Below are 22,752 nucleotides of genomic sequence, written 5' to 3' on the forward strand. Positions count from 1 at the left end.
TAACGTTACCGGGTGAACTCTCCGCGTCCCCGGCTGGATCCCGCGGTCGCCGACGTGCGTCGTGCGGTCCGTGACCTCCTGGCCCGTGCCCGCGACGACCAGGTCGTCGCCGACGGCGACCTCGTCCTCGTCGCACTCAGCGGCGGACCGGACTCGCTCGCGCTCGCGGCCGCCACCGCGTTCGAGGCACCGAAGCAGGGGCTCCGAGCCGGTGCTGTGGTCGTCGACCACGCACTCCAGGCGGGATCCGAGGCGGTCGCGACCCGAGCCTCCAGACAGGCATCCGAACTGGGTCTCGACCCGGTGACCGTCCGACGCGTCGTCGTCGGCTCCGACGGCGGTCCGGAAGGCGCCGCCCGGGAGGCCCGGCACGCGTCCATCGCGGACGTCGCGTCCGCCACCGGGTCGCCCCTCGTGCTCCTCGGGCACACCCTGGACGACCAGGCCGAGACGGTGCTCCTCGGCCTGCTGCGCGGCAGCGGGCCGGACAGCCTGTCCGGCATGCAGCCGCTCGCGCGGCGCGAGGGCGGACCGGCGTACGGCCGACCGCTCCTGGCGGTGCGGCGGCACACCACCCGCCAGGCCTGCGCCGCAGCGGGGCTGGCGCCGTGGCACGACCCGCAGAACGAGGACCCGGCGTTCGCCCGGGTCCGGGTGCGCACCACGCTCATGCCGGTGCTCGAGCAGGAGCTCGGCGCCGGGGTGCAGGAGGCGTTGGCACGCACGGCCGACCAGCTGCGTGAGGACTCCGCGGCGCTCGACCACTTCGCGGAGGAGATGGCCGAGGACCTCGCCGAGCACTCGGAAGCCGGGATCTCGCTGTCCGTGCGCGAGCTGCACGCGAACCCGCCGGCGCTCCGGCAGCGACTCGTGCGCCTCGCCGTGGAGAGCGAGTTCGGCGTGACGCTGTCCCGCGTCCAGACGCTCGAGGTCTGCCGGCTCGTCACCGACTGGGGCGGACAGGGGCCGATCGACCTACCCGGTGTCCGGGCGTCCCGCGACGGTGACCGACTGTCCTTCGCTGCCGCGTAGGGCCGGTTAGGCTGGACCGGTGGAACTCTCCGACGTGCAGGACGACCTCTCCGAAGTGCTCTTCACCCCCGAGCAGATCGACGACAAGATCGCCGAACTCGCTGCGGCGGTCGATCGCGACTACGCCGACAAGGACCCGCTGCTCGTCGGCGTCCTCAAGGGCGCGGTCATGGTCATGGCGGACTTCTCCCGCCACCTGACGCTGCAGGCGAAGATGGACTGGATGGCGGTGTCGTCGTACGGCTCCGGCACGAAGTCCTCCGGCGTGGTGCGGATCCTCAAGGACCTCGACACCGACCTGCACGGACGCGACGTCATCATCGTCGAGGACATCATCGACTCCGGCCTGACGCTGTCGTGGCTCAAGCAGAACCTCGAGTCCCGCGGTGCCGCGAGCGTCGAGATCGTCGCGCTGCTCCGCAAGCCCGAGGCCGCCAAGGTCGAGGTCGACGTGAAGTACGTCGGCTACGACATCCCGGACGAGTTCGTGGTCGGCTTCGGTCTGGACTACGACGAGCGCTACCGCAACCTGCGCGGCATCGGCGTCCTCGCGCCGCACATCTACTCCTAGTCGAACGGGGAGTTCGCCCGCAGAGGACACCCATTCTCGCCACAGAATCGCGGCCGTATGCTGATCAGCACGCAACTTCGGCAGAGAAAGGTGTCGGGCGCTCTGCCCGGATCACATGGACTTCAAGCGCATCCTCCGCGGGCCGTACATCTACGTGCTCATTGCGATCGTGGGGATCTGGATCGGGTGGGCCTTCATCAGCCAGTCCGGCACACAGCAGATCGACACGCAGAAGGGCCTCGAGCAGCTCTCTGACGGCAAGGTCTCCTCCGCGGTGGTGAACTCCACCGAGCAGCGCGTGGACCTCACCCTCAAGGACGGCGGCACCACCGAGCAGTTCTACTACTCGACCCCCCGTGGCGCCGAGGTGGTCGAGGCGATCGCCAAGGCCGACCTGCCGAAGGGCTACAACGACACCGTCCAGCAGTCGAACTGGTTCGTCTCGCTGATCCTGACGCTCCTGCCGTTCCTGCTCATCCTCGGCCTGTTCTGGTTCCTCCTCTCGAGTGCCCAGGGCGGCGGCTCGAAGGTGATGCAGTTCGGCAAGTCCAAGGCGAAGATGAACAACAAGGAGAACCCGCAGGTCTCCTTCGCGGACGTCGCCGGTGCGGACGAGGCGATCGAAGAGCTCCACGAGATCAAGGAGTTCCTCAAGGAGCCGGCCAAGTTCCAGGCCGTCGGCGCCAAGATCCCGAAGGGCGTGCTGCTGTACGGCCCTCCCGGAACCGGCAAGACCCTGCTCGCGCGCGCCGTCGCCGGCGAAGCGGGCGTCCCCTTCTACTCGATCTCCGGTTCGGACTTCGTCGAGATGTTCGTCGGTGTCGGTGCGAGCCGCGTCCGTGACCTCTTCGAGCAGGCCAAGGCGAACTCGCCGGCCATCGTCTTCATCGACGAGATCGACGCCGTCGGTCGTCACCGCGGTGCCGGCATCGGCGGTGGCAACGACGAGCGCGAGCAGACGCTGAACCAGCTCCTCGTCGAGATGGACGGCTTCGACGGCAAGACGAACGTCATCCTGATCGCCGCGACGAACCGTCCCGACGTGCTCGACCCCGCCCTGCTCCGTCCGGGCCGCTTCGACCGTCAGATCGGTGTCGACGCCCCTGGTCTCGCCGGCCGCAAGCAGATCCTCGAGGTGCACGCGAAGGGCAAGCCGCTCGCCGCGAGCGTCGACCTCGAGCTCCTCGCCCGCAAGACCCCGGGCTTCACGGGCGCCGACCTGGCGAACGTCCTGAACGAGGCGGCGCTCCTCACCGCCCGTTCGAACGCGCAGCTGATCGACAACCGTGCCCTCGACGAGGCCGTCGACCGCGTGATGGCGGGCCCGCAGCGCCGGACCCGGATCATGTCCGACCAGGAACGCCTCATCACGGCGTACCACGAGGGCGGTCACGCTCTCGCGGCAGCGGCGATGCGGCACACCGACCCGGTCACGAAGATCACGATCCTGCCGCGCGGCCGTGCCCTCGGCTACACGATGGTGCTCCCGCTCGAGGACAAGTACTCGGTCACGCGCAACGAGCTGCTCGACCAGCTCGCCTACGCCATGGGCGGCCGCGTCGCCGAGGAGATCGTCTTCCACGACCCGACCACGGGTGCGTCGAACGACATCGAGAAGGCCACCGGCACCGCCCGCAAGATGGTCACCGAGTACGGCATGAGCCGTGCGGTGGGGTCCGTCAAGCTCGGCGCCGGTTCCACGGAGCCCTTCGTCGGTCGTGACATGAGCGGCGGCACCGGGCGCGACTACTCGGAGAACATCGCCGAGACGGTCGACGCCGAGACCCGTGCCCTGCTCGAAGCCGCGCACGACGAGGCCTACCAGGTGCTCAACGACAACCGCGACATCCTCGACCGTCTGGCCGGCGAGCTCCTCGAGAAGGAGACCCTCGACGCCCCGGAGCTCGTGGAGATCTTCAAGGACGTCCGCAAGCTGCCCGAGCGCCCGCAGTGGCTCTCGAGCGACAAGCGCCCGGTGAGCAACCTCCCCGCGATCGACGTCCCGGGCAAGGCGGCGAACACCGCGTCCGAGTCGAACGACCGCGAGGCGTCGAAGACCCCGCGCCACCGTCCGTTCGGCAACCCGGGTATCGCCCCCGCGTAGGCCGGGATGACCGACCTCCCGACGAGACGGGACCGCCGCCTCGCCGCGACCGGCCGTCGCCGTGACCCGGGTGCGCTCCAGCGCGAGCGCACCCGGGTCATGGGCATCCTCAACGTCACCCCGGACTCGTTCTCGGACGGTGGCCTGCACGATGCGTACGACACCGCGCTCGCCCACGCCCGTGACCTGGTGGCCTCCGGCGCGGACATCGTCGACGTCGGTGGCGAGTCCACCCGGCCCGGTGCCGAGCGGGTCCCGCTCCAGGTGGAACAAGACCGCGTGCTGCCGGTCGTCCGGGAGCTCGTGGCCGAGGGCATCGCCGTGAGCGTCGACACCATGAACGCGTCCACTGCGGAGCGTGCGGTGGAGCTCGGCGCGGCGATCGTCAACGACGTCTCCGGCGGCCTGGCCGACCCGGACATGGCCCGCGTGGTCGCCTCCACCGGCACCGGCTTCGTGGTGATGCACTGGCGCGGCCACAGCGACCGGATGTACCGCGACGCCGTGTACGAGCACGCGGTGGAGGAGGTCCGGCGCGAGGTGGAGATGCGCGTCGCCGAGCTCATCGTGCTCGGGGTCCGTCAGGAGCAGGTGGTCATCGACCCGGGGCTCGGCTTCGCGAAGCAGGGCGTACAGAACTGGGAGATCCTCGCCGGGTACGAGCGCTTCGCGTCGATCGGGCTCCCCGTGCTCGTCGCCGCATCGCGGAAGCGCTTCCTCGAGGGCATCGGCAGCCCCGCGGGAGCCCCGCCGAAGGACCGCGACCTGGCCACGGCGGCCATCAGCCTGTTGTCAGCAGAGCGCGGCGCCTGGGGCGTCCGCGTGCACGACCCGGCGCCGACCCGCGCCGTGCTCGACGTCTGGGAAGCCTGGAGGGCAGCTCGATCGTGAACGACACCATCCGCCTCGTCGGGGTCCGTGCCCGCGGTCACCACGGCGTCTTCGACCACGAGCGCGCCGACGGCCAGGACTTCGTCGTCGACGTCGCCGTCGAGGTCGACGCCCGCGCGGCCTCCGGTCCGGACGACCTCGAGCAGACCGTCCACTACGGGGTGCTCGCCGAGCAGGTCGTCGCCGAGATCGAACGCGATCCGGTGGACCTCATCGAGACCCTCGCCGAGCGGATCGCCGCCGCGGTGCTGACCCACCGGGCGGCGCTGGCGACCGAGGTCACCGTGCACAAGCCGCAGGCCCCGATCACGGTGCCGTTCACGGACGTCTCGATCACCATCCGCCGAGCGCGTGCCGCGGACGAGCCCGCGCGACCCGCGGACGAGCAGGAGCCGGCGTGACCCGCGCCGTCGTCGCCCTCGGCGCGAACCTCGGCGACCGGGGCAGCACGCTCCGGGCCGCCGCGGCCGCCGTCGCCGCGATCCCCGGTGTCACCGCCGTCGGGTCCAGCCACGAGGTCGAGTCCGTCGCCCTCACACTGGACGGCCTCGACACGTCGAAGCCCCGGTACCGGAACGCCGTCGTGGTCCTCGACACGGTGCTCGCACCACAGGAACTCCTCGACGCCCTGCACGTCGTGGAGGACACCCACGGCCGCACCCGGGAGGTCCGCTGGGGCGACCGGACGCTCGACCTCGACGTGATCACCTACGGGGACGAGCGCATCGACACCGAGACGCTCACCGTGCCGCACCCCCGGGCGCACGAGCGGGCCTTCGTCCTCGCGCCCTGGCTGGACGCCGACCCCGACGCGGTGCTGCCGGGTGCCGGACCGGTCGCCGACCTGCTGGCCGCACTCGGCGACGACACCGACCGCGTCGACGAGCCGCGCCTCCTCGACGACCCGACCCGAGCCTCCCGTCCGGACGTGACGGAAGCCGAGACCGACCCGACCACCGCCGGAACGGAACACGCCCCGTGAAGACCACCCGCGCCTCCACACTCGTCAGCCTCGCCCTCGTGGCGGGCATCGCCGGCTTCGCCCTGAACGCGGCACTGGCCTCGCGCCAGGCGCCCGCGCTCATCCTGGTCACCCCGCTCGGCTTCACGCTGGCGTTCATCGGCATCGTCCTCATCGCCCTGGCGCTGCCGGTCCGCCGGCACGTTCGCGGCGGGGCCGACCGCCGGGTCGACCCGATCTACGCGACCCGCGTGGTGGTGCTCGCGAAGGCCTCGAGCATCTGCGGCGTCCTCTTCGGCGCGTTCGCCCTCGGGCTCCTCGTGTACCTCCTGACCCGCTCGGTGGTCCCTTCGCTAGGCTCGACCCTGCCGAGTGCCGTGGCGGTCGGCGGTGGGATCGTGCTGACCGTGTGCGCCCTCGTCGCCGAGCGCATGTGCATCGCTCCGCCGGACGACGACGACCGCGACGACCCGCGGAACGGCACCACGGTGAACTGACACAGCAGGAGGGCCCCGATGCCGCGCGAACGACTCGACGAGCCCGGCCTGGGGCTGACCGGCATCGCGTGGACCAGGGTGTCCGCGAAGCTGGTCTGGACCGAACTCATCACGACGGTGCTCGCCGGTGCGGTGGTGACGGTCGGCTGCGTGCTGATCGGCCTCGCGACCGGGGGCGTCGGCGAGACGACCGGCCTGGTCTGGACCCTGATCGCCACCGTCGTCGGGATCATCACGCTGATCACCGCGATCCTCACGCCGCGACGGGTCCGTGCGATCGGGTACGCCCTCCGCGACGACGACTTCGTGCTCCGGCGCGGGCTGATGTGGCAGCGCTTCACCGCCGTCCCCTACGGGCGCCTGCAGCTCGTCGACATCAACCGGGGCCCGCTCGACCGGGCGCTCGGGATGAGCGAGCTGAAGTTCGTGACCGCCGCCGCGTCGACGAACGTCCGCATCCCCGGGATCCCCGCCGAGCACGCCGACGAGCTCCGCGACCGGCTCGTCGAGCTCGCCGAGACCCGCCGCGCCGGGCTCTAGGCGGTCACCGTGACGTTCCGACCCGGCCCTCCGCCGCCGGCACCGCCCCGCAGCGGCAACGCTGCCGCCGCCGCACCCCTGACCGACGGCGAGTGGCACCGCCTGCACCCGCTGACGCCGCTGCTCCGCGGTGGGATCTTCCTCATCGTGGTGCTCGGCATCGTGCTGAACAACCTCCGCGACACCCTCTTCGACATGATCATCCCGGGCGGCGGTGGCCCCTCGGAAGAAGGCGACCCGGTCCGGTACGTGTACGAGCACGGCGCCGTCGGCTGGGTGCTGCTCGGCATCGCCGGGTTCCTCATCGTGCTGATCGGCCTGTTCTACCTGTCCTGGCGGATGCACGAGTTCCGGGTCACCGGCGAGATCGTCGAGGTCCGCTCGGGCGTCCTCTTCCGGAACCACCGGAAGGCGCGGCTCGACCGGATCCAGGGCATCAACATCACCCGACCGCTCGTCCCGAGGATCTTCGGGACCGCCCGGCTCGAGATCGCACAGGCCGGCAACGACGCGAACGTGCAGCTCGCCTACCTCGGTGCGAGGGCCGCCGACGACCTCCGGCAGCGGATCCTGGTGCTCGCCTCCGGCGCACAGGAGGACGAGACGGAAGCGGGCGAGCGCCAGAGCAACGGCCGCGTCCAGGACCGGGTGAACGAGTTCCTCTCGCCCGAGCTCGACCCGTCCGCCGTGCACGCGACACGCATCGTCAAGGTGAAGCCCGGCCGGCTGATCGCGTCGATGGTGCTCTCCGGCACGACGGTGTTCATCCTGCTCGCCGTCGTCGCGATCATCGTGAGCATCGCGATCACCGGCCAGTACTTCCTGCTCGTGTCGCTGTTCCCGGCCGTCATCGGCGCCGGCGGGTACTACGTCCGGAAGTTCTCGAAGTCGCTGCAGTACACGATCGCGGACACCCGGGACGGCATCCGGATCGGCTTCGGGCTCGTCTCGACCACGAACGAGACGCTGCCGCCCGGGCGCATCCACGCCGTCAGCGTCGCGCAGCCGCTGATGTGGCGGCCGTTCGGCTGGTGGGACATCCGCATCAACCGGGCCACCAACGCCGGCAACGGGGCGTCGAACAACCAGCAGGTGTCCTCGATCGTGCTGCCCGTCGGTGACGCCGCCGACGTCCGGCAGGTCCTCGAGATCATCCTGCCCTCACTCGTCGGCAGCGCCGTCGTCGGACCGTCCGCCTCGAAGGACCTCCTCCGCGAAGGCTCGGCCGAGGCCGTCAGCGTCGTCGACGACAGCCTCACCACGTCGGGCGACCAGGGCGGGTTCCGCTACTCGCCCCGCCGCGGTCGCTGGCTCCGGCCGCTCTCCGCGCGCCGCAACGGCTACCGCTTCGTCCAGGGGGCGGTGCTGCTCCGGCTCGGTGCGGTCTGGCGGTCGCTCGTGGTCGTGCCGCTGCCCCGCGTGCAGAGCGTGAAGGTGTCCCAGGGGCCGGTGGAGCGGCTGCTCCGACTCGCGTCGGTGCACGTGCAGACCGTGCAGGGCCCGGTCACCGCGTCCGTCGGTGCGCTCGACGCGCGGGACGCGCAAGAGCTGTGGTCGGAGACCGCGCACCGCGCGATCGAGGCCGCCGCGACCGACACGTCCCACCGGTGGCGGTCCGCCTCGGGTGTTGGACACGACGGCCTGGAGGCTCGGGTTGCCCTGGACGCGCCCCCTGCGGTTCCGCAGGCGGCGGCTCCAGGGCATGTCGCGCCGCCCGTCGTTCCTCCCGTCGGGTGGTCCGACGTGCCACCCACCGGAGCGGTCCGATGAGGGCCGGGCGACTCGGGGTCGGCGTCGTCGGCGCCGGACGCGTCGGACCGGTGCTCGGTGCCGCGCTCGCGAACGCGGAGCACGCCGTCGTCGGGATCACCGCCGTGTCGGAGTCGAGCGTGGACCGTGCCGAGGCGCTGCTCCCCGGCGTGCCCGTGCTCGAGACGCCGGACCTCGTCGAGCGGAGCGAACTCGTGCTGCTCGCCGTGCCGGACGACCAGCTCGCGGGCCTCGTGCAGGGGCTCGCGGACGCCGGGATCTGGCAGCCGGGCCAGCTCGTGGTGCACACGAGCCCTGACCACGGCGTCGGGGTCCTCGCCCCCGCGATGGCCGCCGGCGCGATCCCGCTCGCGATCCACCCCGCGATGGCGTTCACCGGCACGAGCGTCGACCTCGCCCGCCTGCGGGACGCGTACTGCGCCGTGACCGCACCGGCGCCCGTGCTGCCGATCGCGCAGGCGCTCGTCGTGGAGATGGGGGCGGAGCCGTTCGTCGTCGCCGAGGCCGACCGGCCGGCGTACGCCGACGCCGTCCGCGCTGCCGTGAGCTTCTCGACCGCGATCGTGGACCAGTCCGCCGGCACCCTCTCCGGGATCGGCGTGGAGCACCCCGGGCGGGTGCTCGGCGCCCTGGTGCGGTCCGCCGTCGACAACGCGCTCGCCGCGGCCGACGGGCAGTCCACGCTGTGACGGAGTCGGGCTTCCGGATCACCACCGCCCAGGCGAAGGTCGGGTACGTCGTGGGGGCCACCGTCGTCGAGGTCCTCCTCGCCCTGCTCCTGTGGGCGATCGGCCTGCCGGACGCGGCCGTGCCCTTCCTCTCTGCAATCGGACTCGTGGCGATGGTCGTCGTCGGCGTCCGGCTCTTCCGCGGCGAGGACGAGCCCGTCGAGCCGCCTCGGGCGTGGTGGCGGATGACCGCAAGGCCGTTCGCGGGGTTCCTGCTCGCGGCGTACTTCGTCGCGGACGCCCTGTTCGCCCGGGCGTCCACCATCGGAGCGTTCGACGTGCTCGGGACGGTGGTGATGCTGCTCGTGGCGGCCGCCTACGTCGGGTCGTCGGTGACGCTGCTCCTGCTGCGTGCACAGGGGCGGCCCCCTGCCGGGGCCTTCGAGGCCTGAGTGCTCGCGTTCCGTCGGTTCCGGGGCCCGATCGGCTTCATCGGTCCGCTGAGGGGTCGCGACTCCCCGCGCGCATCCCGCCCACCGGTCGGACATCGTCGCTCGGCACCGGTCCCGCGGCCGATTCGTGGCCGGTCGGCGAGTCTCGGTCGGGTGTCGCCGGGATTCCGGGGGAGTGCACGCGGACGGGTAGCATCGGTGCGATCCCCCACGACCCTCGGAGCCGCACCCGCATGACCGACGAGACCGCCGCCACCACCGACACCGCGATCGCCGACGCCGCCGCACTGGCCGAGCAGGAGACGAACGAGCAGCGTCAGGTCCGGCTCGACAAGCGCTCGCGGCTCCTCGAAGCCGGGATCGAGGCCTACCCGGCCGAGCTCCCGATCACCACCACGATCCCCGCGGTCCGGGCGCAGTACGCGCACCTGGAGACCGGTGAGGAGACCGACGACGTCGTGGGCATCGCCGGGCGCATCGTGTTCTCCCGCAACACCGGCAAGCTCTGCTTCGCGTCCCTGCAGTCCGGCGACGGTTCCCGTATCCAGGCGATGGTGTCCCTCGCCGAGGTGGGCGAGGACTCGCTCGCGCGCTGGAAGGAGTTCGTCGACCTCGGCGACCACGTGTTCGTGCACGGCCGCGTGATCTCCTCGCGTCGGGGTGAGCTGTCGATCATGGTCGACGAGTGGGCGATCGCGGCGAAGGCGATCCTGCCGCTGCCGAACCTGCACAACGAACTCAACGAGGAGACCCGGGTCCGTCAGCGGTACCTGGACCTCATCGTCCGCGACCAGGCGCGGGAGACCGTCCGTGCCCGAGCCGCCGTGATGGCGTCGCTCCGCCAGACGTTCACCGGCCACGAGTACCTCGAGGTCGAGACCCCGATGCTGCAGACCCAGCACGGTGGCGCCTCGGCCCGGCCCTTCGTCACGCACTCGAACGCGTTCGACACCGAGCTGTTCCTGCGCATCGCGCCCGAGCTCTTCCTGAAGCGCGCCGTCGTCGGTGGCATCGACCGCGTCTTCGAGATCAACCGCAACTTCCGGAACGAAGGCGCCGACTCGTCGCACTCGCCCGAGTTCGCGATGGTCGAGGCCTACCAGGCGTACGGCAACTACGAGCAGATGGCCGACCTCACGCAGGAGCTCGTGCAGAACGCCACGCGTGCCGTGACCGGCGGGCCGCTCGAGGTCCCGCTGCCCGACGGCACCACGTACGACCTCGGTGGCGAGTGGCCGCGCATCGACATGTACGGCTCGCTCTCCGAAGCGGCAGGCCGCGAGATCACGCCGTCCACGCCGCTGTCCGAGCTGCAGGAGCTCGCCGCGGCCGAAGGGGTCGAGGTCGCGCACGCCACGCACGGCAAGTACGTCGAGGAGCTCTGGGAGCACTTCGTCATCGACTCGCTCGACCGCCCGACCTTCGTGATGAACTTCCCGGTCGACACCTCCCCGCTGACCCGCGAGCACCGCACCCGCCCGGGCATCGTCGAGAAGTGGGACCTCTACGTCCGTGGCTTCGAGCTGGCGACGGCGTACTCCGAACTCGTCGACCCGGTCGTGCAGCGGGAGCGCTTCGTCGAGCAGGCGAAGCTCGCCGCCGGCGGTGACCCCGAGGCGATGCGCGTCGACGAAGAGTTCCTGCGTGCGCTGGAGCACGCGATGCCCCCGTCGGGCGGCATGGGCATGGGTGTCGACCGGCTGCTGATGGCCATCACGGGCCTCGGAATCCGCGAGACGATCCTGTTCCCGCTCGTCAAGTAGGCCCAGTCGCCGGGGTTAGGATGCTCGGGTGCCGCATGGAGTCGTGACCGGGATCATCTTCGCCCTGACGCCGACCATCGTCGTCGGCCTCGTCTTCTGGTTCGTCATGCGCGCGATCATGCGCGCCGACCGGACCGAGCGCGCCGCCTACGCCAAGGTCGAGGCCGAGGAGCGTGCACGCTTCGAGCGTGAGCACGGCGCGAGCGCGCCGGCACCCGCCTCGGCGGAGTAGCTCCACCCGCTGTTCCGCGCTCCACCCGCTGTTCCGCACTCACCCGCTGTTGCGCGCTTCACCCGCTGTTCACCGGGCGGTGCGATCGTGCGCGCCATGCACCCGACGACACCCGCGCCGGAGGACCCGGCGACCCCGCTATCGGACGATCCGACGGACATCGATGCAGCCGATGCGTTCGGGCACGCCGCGCTGAGCGACCCCGCTCGCGACGACGGGCGATGGGCCGACGTCGTCGGCGCTGACGACTTCGACGACATCGACGTCTGAGCGTCGCCGCCCGTTCACGCGGTCGTTGCCGGCCGCTGTGAGCATCGTCCCCATGTCCATCACCCAGATGCTCCGTGCCCGCAGCCTCGTCGGCGACATCGAGAGCGAGTACGACGAGTACGACCGCGACGCCGACCATGAGGCGTCGAAGCGCCGCGCCGGATGGCTCGAGCCGTCCTGGTGACCCCCGCTCGCTCGGTCAACGGGGTACGGAGGCCGGATCTCGCCGATCCGGTCCGACGTACCCCTTTTGCCTGTCCGGCAAGCGCTGCACCCCGGGGTACATCGTCCGAAACGCGCCAGAAACACCGATGCAATCCCGGAAACACAACGACATCCCCTTGATCTCGGGGCGGCAGGGGGACCACACTGTTCCCACGCTGTACCCCGTGGGGGGCAGTCGCAATGACGAAGCACGGAGAACCCTGGGAATCATTCGGTTCCGTTTGTGGGGTACACCCCTCGCCCGCTTCACTAGTGACACCCCACGAGGCCATCACCGTCGAATGCAGGGAGAGTCACATGACGATCGCAACGGCAGCACCGAGCACCAGTTCGCGCCGGACGAAGAAGGCAACCGCCAAGACCGACAGCGCCAAGGTCGAGAGCACCACGCTCGACACCGCAGCAGCAGAGGTCGAAGCGGACGAGCAGCTCGCCGGCGTCCGCGGCGCATCGGTCGACCAGGTCGGCGACTACCTCCGCCACATCGGGCGTCTCTCGCTCCTCACCGCTGAGGAAGAAGCAGACATCGCCCGCCGGATCGAGGTGGGTCTGTTCGCCGGCGAGAAGCTCGCCACCGAGCAGGGACTCCCGAAGGCCCTGCAGCGCGAGCTCAAGTGGCTGGTCCGTGACGGTGAGCGCGCCAAGGAGCGCATGATCACCTCGAACCTGCGTCTCGTGGTGAGCATCGCCAAGCGCTACTCGCAGCGCGGTCTCCCCTTCATGGACGTCATCCAGGAAGGCAACCTCGGCCTCGTCCGCGCGGTCGAGAAGTTCGACTTCACGCAGGGCTACAAGTTCTCGACGTACGCCACCTGGTGGATCCGTCAGGCGATCTCGCGCGGTCTCGCCGACAAGGCCCGCACGATCCGCATCCCGGTGCACACCGTGGAGCTCATCAACAAGATCTCGCGCACCGAGCGTGACCTCACCGTCGACCTCGGCCGTGCGCCGATGCCGGAAGAAGTCGCGGCAGAACTGAGCATGTCGGTCGAAGAACTCGTCGACCTCAAGGGCCGCTCGCACGAGCCGGTGTCGATCCACACCGTGGTCGGCGACTCGGACGACAGCGAACTCGGCGACTTCATCGAGGACGAGGACGCCGCGTCCCCGAACGAACTCACCGAGACGACGCTCCTGCACCGCGACATCCGTTCGATCGTCGCCGAGCTCCCGAGCGACGAAGCCAACGTGATCCGCATGCGCTACGGCCTCGACGACGACAAGCCGATGACGCTCGACGAGATCTCGAAGATCGTGCACACGACCCGTCAGGCAGTCAGCCGTGTCGAGTCGCGTGCGAAGCTGCGCCTGTTCGCCAAGGCGGTCTCGCAGGACATGCAGCTCTACCTGACCGAGTAGGTCAGCAGCACTTCGGCCGACGCTTCACCGCGTCGGCTCGGGGAGCCGGGTCGTTCTGTGGGAAGGCGATCCGGTGGGGTGATGGGACGGCCCGTCCGAGCACTGCTCGGACGGGCCACACTCATGTCAGCAGGGTGTCAGTCCTCGACCTCGCGCCGCAGCTTCTGCCGCAGGTCGCTCGGGATGAGCTCGACGAGCTGGTCCGGGCGCACCGGCAGGTCGAGCAAGCTGAGCTTCACGCGGCCCGTCCGCCCGTGCCGCTCGGCGTCGAGGCGCACCACGCTGCCGGCGTCCTTCCGCAGGCGCATGTCGATCTGTGCACCGGTCGCGACCTCGCCGACGACGAGCCCGTCGACCTCGAGCGCCGCGCTCCTGGTGCCCTCCGCGATCTCGAACCGGTAGCGCTCACGCGCGGCGAGCACGACGGAGCGGTCGATGCCCGCCATCGGCGCGACCGGGGTCACCACGGAGCCGGAGAGCGCGGGGGAGAGCACCGGGCCACCGGCGGCGTAGTTGTACGCGGTGGACCCAGCGGGCGTCGCGGCGACGATGGCGTCCGCGCGGTAGTAGCCGTACCCGAGCCCGCCGACGCTGAGGTCCGCCGAGACCTGGCCGGCTCCGGGGCGGCGCACGATCGTGAGGTCGTTGAAGGCGAGGTAGTCGGTGCGGGCACCGCTCCAGGACAGCCGGGCCTCGAGCGCGTGGTGCGGCTCGAGCTGGTAGTCGCCGGCGGACAGACGGTCCAGCGCGGCTTCGAGCTCCGGCGGTTCGATCTCGACCAGGAAGCCCACGTTGCCGTAGTTCACGCCGAGGACCGGGACCGGGCGCTTCGCGACGAGGCGCATGGCTCCGAGCATGGTGCCGTCGCCGCCGAGCGCGACCACGAGGTCGACCGTCCCGGTGAACTCGTCGTCCTCGACCACGTCGATCACCCCGCCGATCCGGGCGGCGTCGATGCGGCGGGCGATCAGGCGTCCGCGACCGGAGGCGTTCCAGCGCTGCAGGGTCGTGACGGACTCCTGGACGTTCTTGGTCGGGTGGACGACGAGGCCGACGACGGGCTGATCCATGCGCCGGATGCTACCGGGCGGACCTGGTCCGGGGTCTTTCCATCGCGGCCGCTATGCGATATTCTGTATACATGAACACCGCGACGCTCTCCATCTCCGTGCCCGTCCTCCGGCACGGCCGCGAGATCGTCCTCCTCGCCGAACACGAGTCCCGCGAATCGGGCTTCGGGTTCGTCGACGCCGAGCACCTGCTCGTGGCCGCCACCGTGCTGTGCTCCGGCATCCCGCGCTTCCGCGACGTCCTCGACCACCACGGCGTCACGCCCGAACGGCTCCGCGACGCGATCCGGGTGTTCGTCGGAGCAGGGACCGCGCCGTACCCGTCCGAAGCCGGAACGATCACCTGCACCCCGGCGGGCGCCCGGATCCTCGCCCGTGCCGCGCAGGTCGCCGGCGCGAACGAGCGCGTCCGTCCGCACCACGTGCTCCTCGCCGTGCTCGACGGTGTCGACGACCCGTTCATGGGTGCGGCGCACGACGTCCTCGAGCGGCTCGGCGTCGACCCCCGTCGCTTCCGCCGTGCCCTGCTCCGGGCTGCGCGCCGCGCCTGACGACCGGCCGCGCTCGCGGACTGATATGTTGCACTCTCCTTTCCGTTGGAGGTTGCTGTGGCCCGGACCCAGACGCTGGTCGGTCTCGCGAGAGCCCTGAGTTGCGCGTCCGTCGCGCTCGCTGCCGTGACGATCTTGGCTGTCAGCGCCGACGGTCGCCCGATCCTGACCGGGGCGCTCGCGCTGGCACTGGTGGCCACCGCCGGCACCCTGCACCGGTCCAGCCGTCTCGCGCCGGCGCTGTTCCTGGTCGACGTCCTGCTGCTCCTGATCGCAGTCGCACTGCACCTGATCACGCGGTGACGAGCCGATCGGCGCACCCAGCGCCCCGAGGTCACGCCCACGGCGAACAGGGGCAGACCAGGGGGTGAGCGCTGGTTACTCTCGATGTACGTGACCGGACTCACACGAGACCGGTGCAGCTGTCGGCCCGGTACGAAGGGCCAAGGGAGAGCACATGTTCGAGAGATTCACCGACCGAGCCCGTCGTGTTGTCGTCCTCGCTCAAGAAGAAGCGAAGATGCTCAACCACAACTACATCGGCACCGAGCACATCCTCCTCGGCCTCATCCACGAGGGCGAGGGCGTCGCCGCCAAGGCGCTGGAGTCGCTGGGCATCTCGCTCGACGCCGTCCGCGAGCAGGTCCAGGACATCATCGGGCAGGGCCAGCAGCAGCCGACCGGGCACATCCCGTTCACGCCGCGCGCCAAGAAGGTCCTCGAGCTGTCCCTGCGCGAAGCGCTCCAGCTCGGCCACAACTACATCGGGACCGAGCACATCCTGCTCGGCCTCATCCGCGAGGGCGAGGGTGTCGCAGCCCAGGTCCTCGTGAAGCTCGGCGCCGACCTCAACCGGGTCCGCCAGCAGGTCATCCAGCTCCTGTCCGGCTACCAGGGCAAGGAAGCGGTCGCCGTCGGCGGCGAGCAGCAGCAGAACGCGCAGCAGGGTTCGCAGGTCCTCGACCAGTTCGGTCGGAACCTCACCCAGGCCGCGCGCGACGGCAAGCTCGACCCGGTGATCGGGCGCGAGAAGGAGATGGAGCGGGTCATGCAGATCCTCTCCCGCCGCTCCAAGAACAACCCCGTCCTGATCGGTGAGCCCGGCGTCGGCAAGACCGCCGTCGTCGAGGGTCTCGCCCAGGCGATCGTCAAGGGCGATGTCCCCGAGACGCTGAAGGACAAGCAGCTCTACTCGCTCGACCTCGGGTCGCTCATCGCCGGGTCCCGCTACCGCGGTGACTTCGAGGAGCGCCTCAAGAAGGTCACGAAGGAGATCCGCACCCGCGGCGACATCATCGTCTTCATCGACGAGATCCACACGCTGGTCGGTGCCGGTGCAGCGGAAGGTGCGATCGACGCCGCGTCGATCCTCAAGCCGCTCCTGGCCCGTGGTGAGCTCCAGACCATCGGTGCCACCACGCTCGACGAGTACCGCAAGCACTTCGAGAAGGACGCCGCACTCGAGCGTCGCTTCCAGCCGGTGCAGGTCAACGAGCCGTCGCTGCCGCACGCGATCAACATCCTCAAGGGCCTCCGCGACAAGTACGAGGCGTTCCACAAGGTGTCCATCACCGACGGTGCGATCGTCGCCGCGGCGAACCTGGCGGACCGCTACGTGCAGGACCGCTTCCTGCCCGACAAGGCCATCGACCTGATCGACGAGGCCGGCGCTCGCCTGCGTCTGTCGATCCTGTCGGCGCCGCCGGAGCTCCGCGAGTTCGACGAGAAGATCTCGACGGTCCGCGGGTCGAAGGAAGCCGCCATCGAGGAGCAGGACTTCGAGAAGGCCGCGAGCCTGCGCGACGAGGAGAAGAAGCTCCTCGGCGAGCGTCTCCGCCTCGAGAAGCAGTGGCGTGCGGGTGACGTCGCCGCGTCCGGCACCGTCGACGAGGGCATCATCGCCGAGGTCCTGGCCCAGGCCACGGGCATCCCGGTGTTCAAGCTCACGGAAGAGGAGACCTCGCGTCTCGTCTTCATGGAGAAGGCCCTGCACCAGCGCGTCATCGGTCAGGAAGAGGCCATCTCGGCGCTCTCCAAGACCATCCGCCGCACCCGTGCCGGTCTGAAGGACCCGAACCGTCCCTCCGGCTCGTTCATCTTCGCCGGCCCCACGGGTGTCGGCAAGACGGAGCTCGCCAAGGCACTCGCGGAGTTCCTCTTCGACGACGAGGGTGCATTGATCTCCCTCGACATGTCGGAGTTCGGTGAGAAGCACACTGTCTCGCGCCTGTTCGGTGCCCCTCCCGGGTTCGTCGGGTTCGAAGAGGGCGGCCAGCTCACCGAGAAGGTGCGCCGCAAGCCGTTCTCCGTGGTCCTGTTCGACGAGATCGAGAAGGCCCACCCGGACATCTTCAACTCGCTGCTGCAGGTCCTCGAAGAGGGTCGTCTGACCGATGGTCAGGGCCGCGTGGTCGACTTCAAGAACACCGTCATCATCATGACCACGAACCTCGGTTCGCAGGGCATCGCCGGTGGCCCGGTGGGCTTCCAGGTCGAGGGTGACTCGGGCGTCGGCTACGACCGCATGCGTGCGAAGGTGAACGAGGAGCTCAAGAAGCACTTCAAGCCGGAGTTCCTGAACCGCGTCGACGACACGATCGTGTTCCCGCAGCTGTCGCAGCCCGAGCTGCTGCAGATCGTGGACCTGTTCGTGAAGCGTCTGTCGGACCGCATGCTCGACCGCGACATGACCGTCGAGCTCACGCTCCCGGCGAAGGAGCAGCTCATCAAGGTCGGGTTCGACCCGGCCCTGGGTGCTCGCCCGCTCCGCCGCGCGATGCAGCACGAGGTCGAGGACCAGCTCTCCGAGCACATCCTGCAGGGTGAGCTCACCGCGGGTGACCACGTCAAGGTGGACTTCACCGACGGCAAGTTCCAGTTCGAGACCGGGCGTCAGCCGGGCCGCGAAGAGGTCCTCGCCGGAGCCGCTGCCGTGGAGTCCGCAACGGACGCCACCCCGCAGGGCGAGATCGAGTCCTAGAGTCCCCACCAGACAGACGGGAGGCCCGGTGCCAGCTGGCACCGGGCCTCCCGTCTGTGTTCTGTCGGGTCTCAGGCCTGGACGTCGCCGCGCCAGCCGGCGTCCGTGGGTGCCGCCTCGACGCGCTCCTTGTAGTTCTGCAGGTCCTTCTTGATGGCGTGTCCGCCGACACCGACGGCGGCGCCGAGCTTCTCGAGGAAGCCGGAGGGCTCCCAGTCGATCTGCGCGGTGACGCGGGTCTCGCTGTCGGACAGCTTGTGGAACGTGACGACGCCCGCGTGGTCGGTTTCGCCGTCCTTGACGGTCCAGGCCACACGCTCGTCGGGGTGCTGCTCCGTGATGACCGCACGGAACTTGCGCTCCTGGCCGGCCACCTTCACGGTCCAGTCGGTGGTGGTGTCGTCGACCTGGTCGATCTTCTCCACCTCGTCGAGGAAGTGGGGGAACTCCTCGAAGCGGGTCCACTGCCCGTAGGCAGCGCTGACGGGGACGTTGACGTCGATGGTCTCGATGATCTGGGGCATGTCCCGGACGGTAGGCGGGTGCGCCTGGGCGCGACCCGGAACGCTGTCCCCCGACCGCACTATGGTGGGGGAGATGACTGAGCACGGGAAGCACGCGTTCCACGAACGGGACGACCACGGCATCCTGGTGCGACCTGCGCTGGCGTCGGACGTGCCGCACATCCAGCGACTCATCGCCCCCTACGTCGACCGGCGGATCCTGCTCGGCAAGGAGAACGTCGCGCTCTACGGCTCGATCCAGCAGTTCCGGATCGCCGAGGGGCCGGACGGTGTCCCGATCGGGTGCGGTGCCCTCGCCGTGTTCTGGGACGACATCGCCGAGGTGCGAACGCTCGCCCTCGACGCGGACTGGATCCACAAGCGCGTCGGACACCGGATGCTCGAGGCGCTCGAACACGACGCGCGAGAGCTCGGCGTCGCGCGGATCTTCTGCCTGACGTTCGAGGTCGAGTTCTTCGCGAAGCACGGGTACCTCGAGATCGGCGAGCAGGTCGTCGAACCGTCCGTCTACGCGGAGCTCGTGCGGTCGTCGGACGAAGGTGTGGCGGAGTTCCTCGACCTCGCCCGGGTCAAGCCGAACACGCTCGGCAACACCCGCATGCTGAAGATCCTCTGACGCTTTCACACCCGGCTCGGCGGGGTTCCCTCGTGGCGCGCCCGGCGTTGTCTACCCTGTGCGCATGTCGTCGTTCCGTCACCCCGTCGGCCCGCAGAAGCCGGGCGTCTACTGGCGCCGTCGCGCGACCGTGGCCGGAGTGATCCTGCTCATCGTGATCGTCGTCGTGCTCATCGTGGTGGGGCGTGGGAACGGGGCACCGGCGGCGGAGTCCTCGCCGTCCGCGTCCCCGTCCGCGTCGTCGTCGGTTCGGTCGTCGCCGTCGGCCTCCGCTTCCTCGGCACCGTCTTCTGGGTCGGCCTCTGCGTCGCCGTCCGCTTCGGCTTCGTCGTCTTCTTCGTCTTCCGCATCCGGTTCGACCTGCTCCAAGAACCAGATCACGCTGAAGCCCGTCCTCGACAAGAGCGCCTACGGCCCCACCGAGGACCCGAAGATCGCGATGTCGATCGAGAACACCGGGTCGGGCTCCTGCCACATGGACCTCGGGTCGTCGCAGCAGGTGCTCACGATCAGCTCCGGTGAGGAGCAGTACTGGTCGTCGAAGGACTGCCAGACCGGCGGGACGAACCAGGACGTCACGATCAAGGCCGGGCAGACCCTGACCACGCCGGCGATCGCGTGGGACCGCACCCGGTCGTCGACGTCCACGTGTGACTCCTCACGGCCGTCGGTGACCGGTGGGGGCGCGAGCTACCACCTGCAGGTCGCGGTGGGGAACATCTCGTCGAAGGAGTCGGCGCAGTTCATCCTGAACTGACGTCGGCGGCTCGGCGGCTCGGTGGCTCGGCGGTTCGCCCGGCGGCTCGGTGGCTCGGCCGGCGCGGTTCGGGCGGTCAGTCGAAGTCGGGGGTCGTCGCGGCGCAGCGGACGGGTGCACCGGCGCGGCCGTGCTCCTCGGCGATGACCTTCTTGCCGTCGAGCAGGATGCGACAGCTGGCCGTGCGCTCCGCCGGGGGAGTGGCGCGGACCGACGCGGGATCGTCGGTGAGGACGATCGACTCGTGCGTCCAGGTCTGTGCCGCTGACTTCGTGTCGCTCGTCGTCACCGCGGATCGCTCGTGCGTCTCCGGGGCGGCACCCCGTCGCTCGGCGCCCTCGAAGCGGACGTCATGGAGTGTGACGGACTCGGGAGCATCGACGCTCACCTCGTACGTCACCGACCAGGCGTCGCCGACCTGCTGGTGGACCTGCGCGCACCCAGTCAGTCCGACGACGGTCAGTGCGAGTGCTGCTGCTGCGGCGGTGGTCGATGCGATGCGTGAATTGGTCATACAAACACAATCGCGGCCGGCCGATCGATCCTCGTCATGACGAGGTATCGATCGAGTCCGACCGCGGTCGTGTTCGGGGTCAGCCGACCGGATGACGGTCAGCGTTCCCCTGGGGTTCAGCCGATGACGGAGATGTTCTCCGCCTGCGGGCCCTTACGGCCCTCAGTGATCTCGAACTCCACCTTCTGGTTCTCCTCGAGGCCGCGGTAACCGCTGCCCGAGATCGCCGAGAAGTGGGCGAAGACGTCGGCGCTGCCGTCGTCCGGGGCGATGAACCCGAAGCCCTTTTCGTTGTTGAACCACTTGACGGTTCCAGTTGCCATGATGGCGTTTCCTTAACTGTTCTTGCTTTCCATCGCGGTATGACACGCAGACGGAGCCTCGACGTATGTCGACGAGGGTGATGCGCCACGCGGGCAGGTGCCGGCGGGACGGGTTCGGGGTCAGGCCCGTGGGCCAGTGACCCGTGAGCCCGGATGAGGGAGTGAAACCACCTCGCCCGGACGTTGGGCGCCGCAGAAGCGGTTCCACCAACCTATCGTGTCCGGACCCGAAGAACCAGACAAGTCGCCCGGATCGCAAGATTTCTGGTGAACTTGATGGCGATGGCAGACAAGGAACAGCGCTTCCGGAGCGAACAGCTCGAGGAAGCCCTCGCGAAGCAGGACGTGGCGGCGGTGGCATACGCGCTGCGGAACGACATCGTGATCGTGCCCAGACTCGTCACCGGCAAGAAGGACATGCAGGTGCGGGTCTTCGGCCGTGAAGGGTCCGAGAAGCGCATCCTGCTGCTGTTCTCGTCCGCGGACGCCTACACGGCGATGGTGCCGGACGAGAAGATCCGGCAGGTCATGGTCTACGACGCGGCGCGGCTCGAGGAGTTCCTCGCCGCGCACCTCGACTCCCTCGAGGGCGTGTTCTTCGACATCGCCGGGCCGCACACCATGCAGTCCGAACCGGCCGACCTGCTGGCCGCATTGCGCGCCTGACGTCCGGTCCCGCGCGTGTCGGGGGTGGTGCCTGGCGCGTTGCCCGGCGTCAGAAGGCGGCGTCGAGTTCGCGTTCCCGGACGGACTTCGTCAGGGAGAACGCGACGCGGAGTGCTTCACGGAGGTGTTCAGCGTCCGCCCCGAGCACGGTCGTGAACCCGAGCCGACGCGCTTCGCTCGCGCGCTGCTTCGCGCCGGTGGCCTGCCGGATCTCCCCGGCGAGGCTGATCTCCCCGATGGCTGCGAGCGTGTGCGGGTAGGGACGATTCCGCGCGGCACTGGCGAGTGCCAGCACGATCGCGAGGTCGGCGCCGGGCTCGGTGAGTTTCATGCCGCCGACAGTGGAGACGTAGACGTCTGCGTCGGAGAGCTTGATGCCCGCGCGGCGTTCGAGGACCGCGAGGAGCATCGCGACTCTTGACGAATCGACGCCGTTCACCACGCGGCGCGGCTGCGGTGCGGAACTCGGGACGACGAGTGCCTGGACTTCGACCGGGAGCGCCCGACGGCCTTCCATCGTGACCGTGATGCACGTCCCCGACACCGGCGTGCCGTTCCGCGACATGAACAGGCCACTGGGGTCCGGGACTTCGTGGATGCCGTCGCCGGCCATGTCGAAGCAGCCGACTTCGTCCGTGGGTCCGAAGCGGTTCTTCAGGGCGCGGACGAACCGGAGTGCGGTCTGGCGGTCGCCCTCGAAGTGACACACGACGTCGACCAGGTGCTCGAGCAACCGTGGGCCGGCGATCGAGCCGTCCTTCGTGACGTGCCCGACGATGAGCACGGGCAGGGCGAGGTCCTTCGCGGCACGGATGAGGGTCGATGCGACTTCACGGACCTGCGACGTGCCGCCCGCGATGCCGTCGATGCTGGCGGAGGAGATCGTCTGCACGGAGTCGGCGATGAGCAGGTCCGGCTGCACCTGGTCGATCTGGCCGAGGATCACGCCGAGGTCGACCTCACTCGCGAGGTAGAGGTCGTCGTGCATCGCCCCGGTGCGCTCGGCCCGCAGACGGACCTGGTCCACCGACTCCTCAGCGCTGACGTAGAGGACACGCTTGCCCATGGAGGCGGCGCGCGAAGCGACTTCGAGCAGGAGCGTGGACTTGCCGACGCCGGGCTCGCCGCTCAGGAGGACCGCGGCACCCGGGACGATCCCGCCGCCGAGCACCCGGTCGAACTCGCCGATGCCGGTCTGCCAGCGTGGAACCGCACCACCGCGCGCCTGCGTGATGGGCTGCGCGATGCGGGTCCCCGTGACGGCGACCGCACTGGTGCCCCGTGCGCTGGCCGTGACGGCAGAGGCGTCTTCGACGGTGCCCCACGCCTGGCACTCGCCGCAGCGACCGACCCACTTGATCGTGGTCCAGCCGCACTCGGAGCAGCGGTAGGAGGACTGGGGGCGGGCCATGGGAC

The 22,752-nt window shown here is 69.8% G+C and carries 27 protein-coding genes; 22 read left to right on the forward strand and 5 right to left on the reverse strand.

Annotation, left to right across the window (positions count from 1 at the left end):
- The first annotated feature begins 12 nt into the window (after positions 1-12).
- The 16 genes from tilS to EDF55_RS11980 all read left to right on the forward strand — a co-directional run bounded on the left by tilS (position 13) and on the right by EDF55_RS11980 (position 13,335).
- Positions 13-1,032: a tRNA lysidine(34) synthetase TilS gene (gene tilS / locus EDF55_RS11915; protein WP_123655161.1), complete on the forward strand. Its 1,020-nt coding sequence runs from the start codon at positions 13-15 to the stop codon at positions 1,030-1,032.
- Between the two features lie 19 nt (positions 1,033-1,051).
- Entirely contained in the window at positions 1,052-1,603 is a 552-nt protein-coding gene (gene hpt, locus EDF55_RS11920) for a hypoxanthine phosphoribosyltransferase (protein WP_123655162.1), read from the forward strand.
- A gap of 115 nt (positions 1,604-1,718) precedes the next feature.
- Entirely contained in the window at positions 1,719-3,707 is a 1,989-nt protein-coding gene (gene ftsH / locus EDF55_RS11925) for an ATP-dependent zinc metalloprotease FtsH (protein ID WP_123655163.1), read from the forward strand.
- Positions 3,708-3,713: 6 nt separating this feature from the next.
- Positions 3,714-4,598, forward strand: coding sequence for a dihydropteroate synthase (folP, locus tag EDF55_RS11930; RefSeq protein WP_123655164.1), 885 nt, complete (start codon positions 3,714-3,716; stop codon positions 4,596-4,598).
- Positions 4,595-4,999 carry a dihydroneopterin aldolase gene (gene folB / locus EDF55_RS11935; protein ID WP_123655165.1) on the forward strand — a complete coding sequence of 135 codons (405 nt, stop codon included), beginning with the start codon at positions 4,595-4,597 and terminating at the stop codon, positions 4,997-4,999. Before folP ends, folB begins: the two co-directional genes overlap by 4 nt.
- Positions 4,996-5,580, forward strand: coding sequence for a 2-amino-4-hydroxy-6-hydroxymethyldihydropteridine diphosphokinase (gene folK / locus EDF55_RS11940; protein ID WP_123655166.1), 585 nt, complete (start codon positions 4,996-4,998; stop codon positions 5,578-5,580). The genes folB and folK overlap by 4 nt, the downstream gene beginning before the upstream one ends.
- Positions 5,577-6,056, forward strand: coding sequence for a DUF3180 domain-containing protein (locus EDF55_RS11945; protein ID WP_123655167.1), 480 nt, complete (start codon positions 5,577-5,579; stop codon positions 6,054-6,056). The genes folK and EDF55_RS11945 overlap by 4 nt, the downstream gene beginning before the upstream one ends.
- 18 nt (positions 6,057-6,074) lie before the next feature.
- Complete coding sequence (locus tag EDF55_RS11950) at positions 6,075-6,596, forward strand: PH domain-containing protein (RefSeq protein WP_123655168.1); 522 nt, start codon at positions 6,075-6,077, stop codon at positions 6,594-6,596.
- Positions 6,597-6,605: 9 nt separating this feature from the next.
- Positions 6,606-8,366 carry a PH domain-containing protein gene (locus EDF55_RS11955; RefSeq protein WP_123655169.1) on the forward strand — a complete coding sequence of 587 codons (1,761 nt, stop codon included), beginning with the start codon at positions 6,606-6,608 and terminating at the stop codon, positions 8,364-8,366.
- On the forward strand, positions 8,363-9,055 hold the full coding sequence (locus EDF55_RS11960; protein ID WP_185017338.1) for a Rossmann-like and DUF2520 domain-containing protein: 693 nt from the start codon (positions 8,363-8,365) through the stop codon (positions 9,053-9,055). Before EDF55_RS11955 ends, EDF55_RS11960 begins: the two co-directional genes overlap by 4 nt.
- On the forward strand, positions 9,052-9,486 hold the full coding sequence (locus EDF55_RS11965) for a hypothetical protein (protein ID WP_123655171.1): 435 nt from the start codon (positions 9,052-9,054) through the stop codon (positions 9,484-9,486). The genes EDF55_RS11960 and EDF55_RS11965 overlap by 4 nt, the downstream gene beginning before the upstream one ends.
- A 233-nt stretch (positions 9,487-9,719) precedes the next feature.
- Positions 9,720-11,249 carry a lysine--tRNA ligase gene (lysS, locus tag EDF55_RS11970; RefSeq protein ID WP_123655172.1) on the forward strand — a complete coding sequence of 510 codons (1,530 nt, stop codon included), beginning with the start codon at positions 9,720-9,722 and terminating at the stop codon, positions 11,247-11,249.
- Between the two features lie 28 nt (positions 11,250-11,277).
- Positions 11,278-11,481 carry a hypothetical protein gene (locus EDF55_RS11975; protein ID WP_123655173.1) on the forward strand — a complete coding sequence of 68 codons (204 nt, stop codon included), beginning with the start codon at positions 11,278-11,280 and terminating at the stop codon, positions 11,479-11,481.
- Between the two features lie 96 nt (positions 11,482-11,577).
- Entirely contained in the window at positions 11,578-11,751 is a 174-nt protein-coding gene (locus tag EDF55_RS18830; protein ID WP_185017340.1) for a hypothetical protein, read from the forward strand.
- A 52-nt stretch (positions 11,752-11,803) separates the two neighbouring features.
- Positions 11,804-11,935 (forward strand): hypothetical protein, encoded by a 132-nt coding sequence (locus EDF55_RS19110; RefSeq protein WP_260233343.1) that lies wholly within the window; start codon positions 11,804-11,806, stop codon positions 11,933-11,935.
- A gap of 338 nt (positions 11,936-12,273) precedes the next feature.
- Complete coding sequence (locus tag EDF55_RS11980) at positions 12,274-13,335, forward strand: sigma-70 family RNA polymerase sigma factor (RefSeq protein WP_123655174.1); 1,062 nt, start codon at positions 12,274-12,276, stop codon at positions 13,333-13,335.
- A 137-nt stretch (positions 13,336-13,472) separates the two neighbouring features.
- Here the strand turns inward: EDF55_RS11980 and EDF55_RS11985 are convergent, their stop codons facing one another.
- Positions 13,473-14,405 (reverse strand): NAD(+)/NADH kinase, encoded by a 933-nt coding sequence (locus EDF55_RS11985; protein ID WP_123655175.1) that lies wholly within the window; start codon positions 14,403-14,405, stop codon positions 13,473-13,475.
- Between the two features lie 71 nt (positions 14,406-14,476).
- Here EDF55_RS11985 and EDF55_RS11990 point away from each other — a divergent pair, with 71 nt between their 5' ends.
- The 3 genes from EDF55_RS11990 to EDF55_RS11995 all read left to right on the forward strand — a co-directional run bounded on the left by EDF55_RS11990 (position 14,477) and on the right by EDF55_RS11995 (position 17,936).
- Complete coding sequence (locus EDF55_RS11990) at positions 14,477-14,956, forward strand: Clp protease N-terminal domain-containing protein (protein WP_185017342.1); 480 nt, start codon at positions 14,477-14,479, stop codon at positions 14,954-14,956.
- 126 nt (positions 14,957-15,082) lie between these two features.
- On the forward strand, positions 15,083-15,259 hold the full coding sequence (locus EDF55_RS18835) for a hypothetical protein (RefSeq protein WP_185017344.1): 177 nt from the start codon (positions 15,083-15,085) through the stop codon (positions 15,257-15,259).
- Between the two features lie 154 nt (positions 15,260-15,413).
- Positions 15,414-17,936 carry an ATP-dependent Clp protease ATP-binding subunit gene (locus EDF55_RS11995; protein WP_123655177.1) on the forward strand — a complete coding sequence of 841 codons (2,523 nt, stop codon included), beginning with the start codon at positions 15,414-15,416 and terminating at the stop codon, positions 17,934-17,936.
- A 71-nt stretch (positions 17,937-18,007) separates the two neighbouring features.
- On the opposite strand, the gene EDF55_RS12000 is transcribed toward EDF55_RS11995, so the two are convergent.
- The gene (locus tag EDF55_RS12000; RefSeq protein ID WP_123655178.1) at positions 18,008-18,460 is read right to left on the reverse strand and encodes an SRPBCC family protein; all 453 of its coding nucleotides are present in this window, start codon (positions 18,458-18,460) and stop codon (positions 18,008-18,010) included.
- Positions 18,461-18,533: 73 nt separating this feature from the next.
- Between EDF55_RS12000 and EDF55_RS12005 the strand changes: the two genes are divergently transcribed.
- Positions 18,534-19,076 (forward strand): amino-acid N-acetyltransferase, encoded by a 543-nt coding sequence (locus tag EDF55_RS12005; protein ID WP_185017346.1) that lies wholly within the window; start codon positions 18,534-18,536, stop codon positions 19,074-19,076.
- A 64-nt stretch (positions 19,077-19,140) separates the two neighbouring features.
- Complete coding sequence (locus tag EDF55_RS12010) at positions 19,141-19,833, forward strand: hypothetical protein (protein WP_123655179.1); 693 nt, start codon at positions 19,141-19,143, stop codon at positions 19,831-19,833.
- A gap of 76 nt (positions 19,834-19,909) precedes the next feature.
- Here EDF55_RS12010 and EDF55_RS12015 read toward each other — a convergent pair whose 3' ends face one another.
- Positions 19,910-20,347, reverse strand: coding sequence for a hypothetical protein (locus tag EDF55_RS12015; protein WP_123655180.1), 438 nt, complete (start codon positions 20,345-20,347; stop codon positions 19,910-19,912).
- 116 nt (positions 20,348-20,463) lie between these two features.
- Entirely contained in the window at positions 20,464-20,670 is a 207-nt protein-coding gene (locus EDF55_RS12020) for a cold-shock protein (RefSeq protein ID WP_123655181.1), read from the reverse strand.
- A gap of 276 nt (positions 20,671-20,946) precedes the next feature.
- Between EDF55_RS12020 and EDF55_RS12025 the strand changes: the two genes are divergently transcribed.
- Entirely contained in the window at positions 20,947-21,336 is a 390-nt protein-coding gene (locus tag EDF55_RS12025) for an SseB family protein (RefSeq protein ID WP_123655182.1), read from the forward strand.
- A 49-nt stretch (positions 21,337-21,385) separates the two neighbouring features.
- Here the strand turns inward: EDF55_RS12025 and radA are convergent, their stop codons facing one another.
- The gene (gene radA / locus EDF55_RS12030) at positions 21,386-22,747 is read right to left on the reverse strand and encodes a DNA repair protein RadA (RefSeq protein WP_123655183.1); all 1,362 of its coding nucleotides are present in this window, start codon (positions 22,745-22,747) and stop codon (positions 21,386-21,388) included.
- Positions 22,748-22,752: the final 5 nt, after the last annotated feature.

The sequence above is a fragment of the Curtobacterium sp. ZW137 genome, assembly GCF_003762905.1.
In the GTDB taxonomy this organism is placed as follows: Bacteria; Actinomycetota; Actinomycetes; order Actinomycetales; family Microbacteriaceae; genus Curtobacterium.

Excerpts from the sequence above, each read along its gene's own strand:
- ftsH (WP_123655163.1), top strand. The coding sequence starts at position 1,719 with ATGGACTTCAAGCGCATCCTCCGCGGGCCGTACATCTACGTGCTCATT.
- folP (WP_123655164.1), top strand. The coding sequence starts at position 3,714 with ATGACCGACCTCCCGACGAGACGGGACCGCCGCCTCGCCGCGACCGGC.
- EDF55_RS11950 (WP_123655168.1), top strand. The coding sequence starts at position 6,075 with ATGCCGCGCGAACGACTCGACGAGCCCGGCCTGGGGCTGACCGGCATC.
- EDF55_RS11960 (WP_185017338.1), top strand. The coding sequence starts at position 8,363 with ATGAGGGCCGGGCGACTCGGGGTCGGCGTCGTCGGCGCCGGACGCGTC.
- lysS (WP_123655172.1), top strand. The coding sequence starts at position 9,720 with ATGACCGACGAGACCGCCGCCACCACCGACACCGCGATCGCCGACGCC.
- EDF55_RS18830 (WP_185017340.1), top strand. The coding sequence starts at position 11,578 with ATGCACCCGACGACACCCGCGCCGGAGGACCCGGCGACCCCGCTATCG.
- EDF55_RS19110 (WP_260233343.1), top strand. The coding sequence starts at position 11,804 with ATGTCCATCACCCAGATGCTCCGTGCCCGCAGCCTCGTCGGCGACATC.
- EDF55_RS11980 (WP_123655174.1), top strand. The coding sequence starts at position 12,274 with ATGACGATCGCAACGGCAGCACCGAGCACCAGTTCGCGCCGGACGAAG.
- EDF55_RS11985 (WP_123655175.1), bottom strand. The coding sequence starts at position 14,405 with ATGGATCAGCCCGTCGTCGGCCTCGTCGTCCACCCGACCAAGAACGTC.
- EDF55_RS11990 (WP_185017342.1), top strand. The coding sequence starts at position 14,477 with ATGAACACCGCGACGCTCTCCATCTCCGTGCCCGTCCTCCGGCACGGC.
- EDF55_RS11995 (WP_123655177.1), top strand. The coding sequence starts at position 15,414 with ATGTTCGAGAGATTCACCGACCGAGCCCGTCGTGTTGTCGTCCTCGCT.
- EDF55_RS12000 (WP_123655178.1), bottom strand. The coding sequence starts at position 18,460 with ATGCCCCAGATCATCGAGACCATCGACGTCAACGTCCCCGTCAGCGCT.
- EDF55_RS12005 (WP_185017346.1), top strand. The coding sequence starts at position 18,534 with ATGACTGAGCACGGGAAGCACGCGTTCCACGAACGGGACGACCACGGC.
- EDF55_RS12010 (WP_123655179.1), top strand. The coding sequence starts at position 19,141 with ATGTCGTCGTTCCGTCACCCCGTCGGCCCGCAGAAGCCGGGCGTCTAC.
- EDF55_RS12015 (WP_123655180.1), bottom strand. The coding sequence starts at position 20,347 with ATGACCAATTCACGCATCGCATCGACCACCGCCGCAGCAGCAGCACTC.
- EDF55_RS12020 (WP_123655181.1), bottom strand. The coding sequence starts at position 20,670 with ATGGCAACTGGAACCGTCAAGTGGTTCAACAACGAAAAGGGCTTCGGG.
- EDF55_RS12025 (WP_123655182.1), top strand. The coding sequence starts at position 20,947 with ATGGCGATGGCAGACAAGGAACAGCGCTTCCGGAGCGAACAGCTCGAG.
- radA (WP_123655183.1), bottom strand. The coding sequence starts at position 22,747 with ATGGCCCGCCCCCAGTCCTCCTACCGCTGCTCCGAGTGCGGCTGGACC.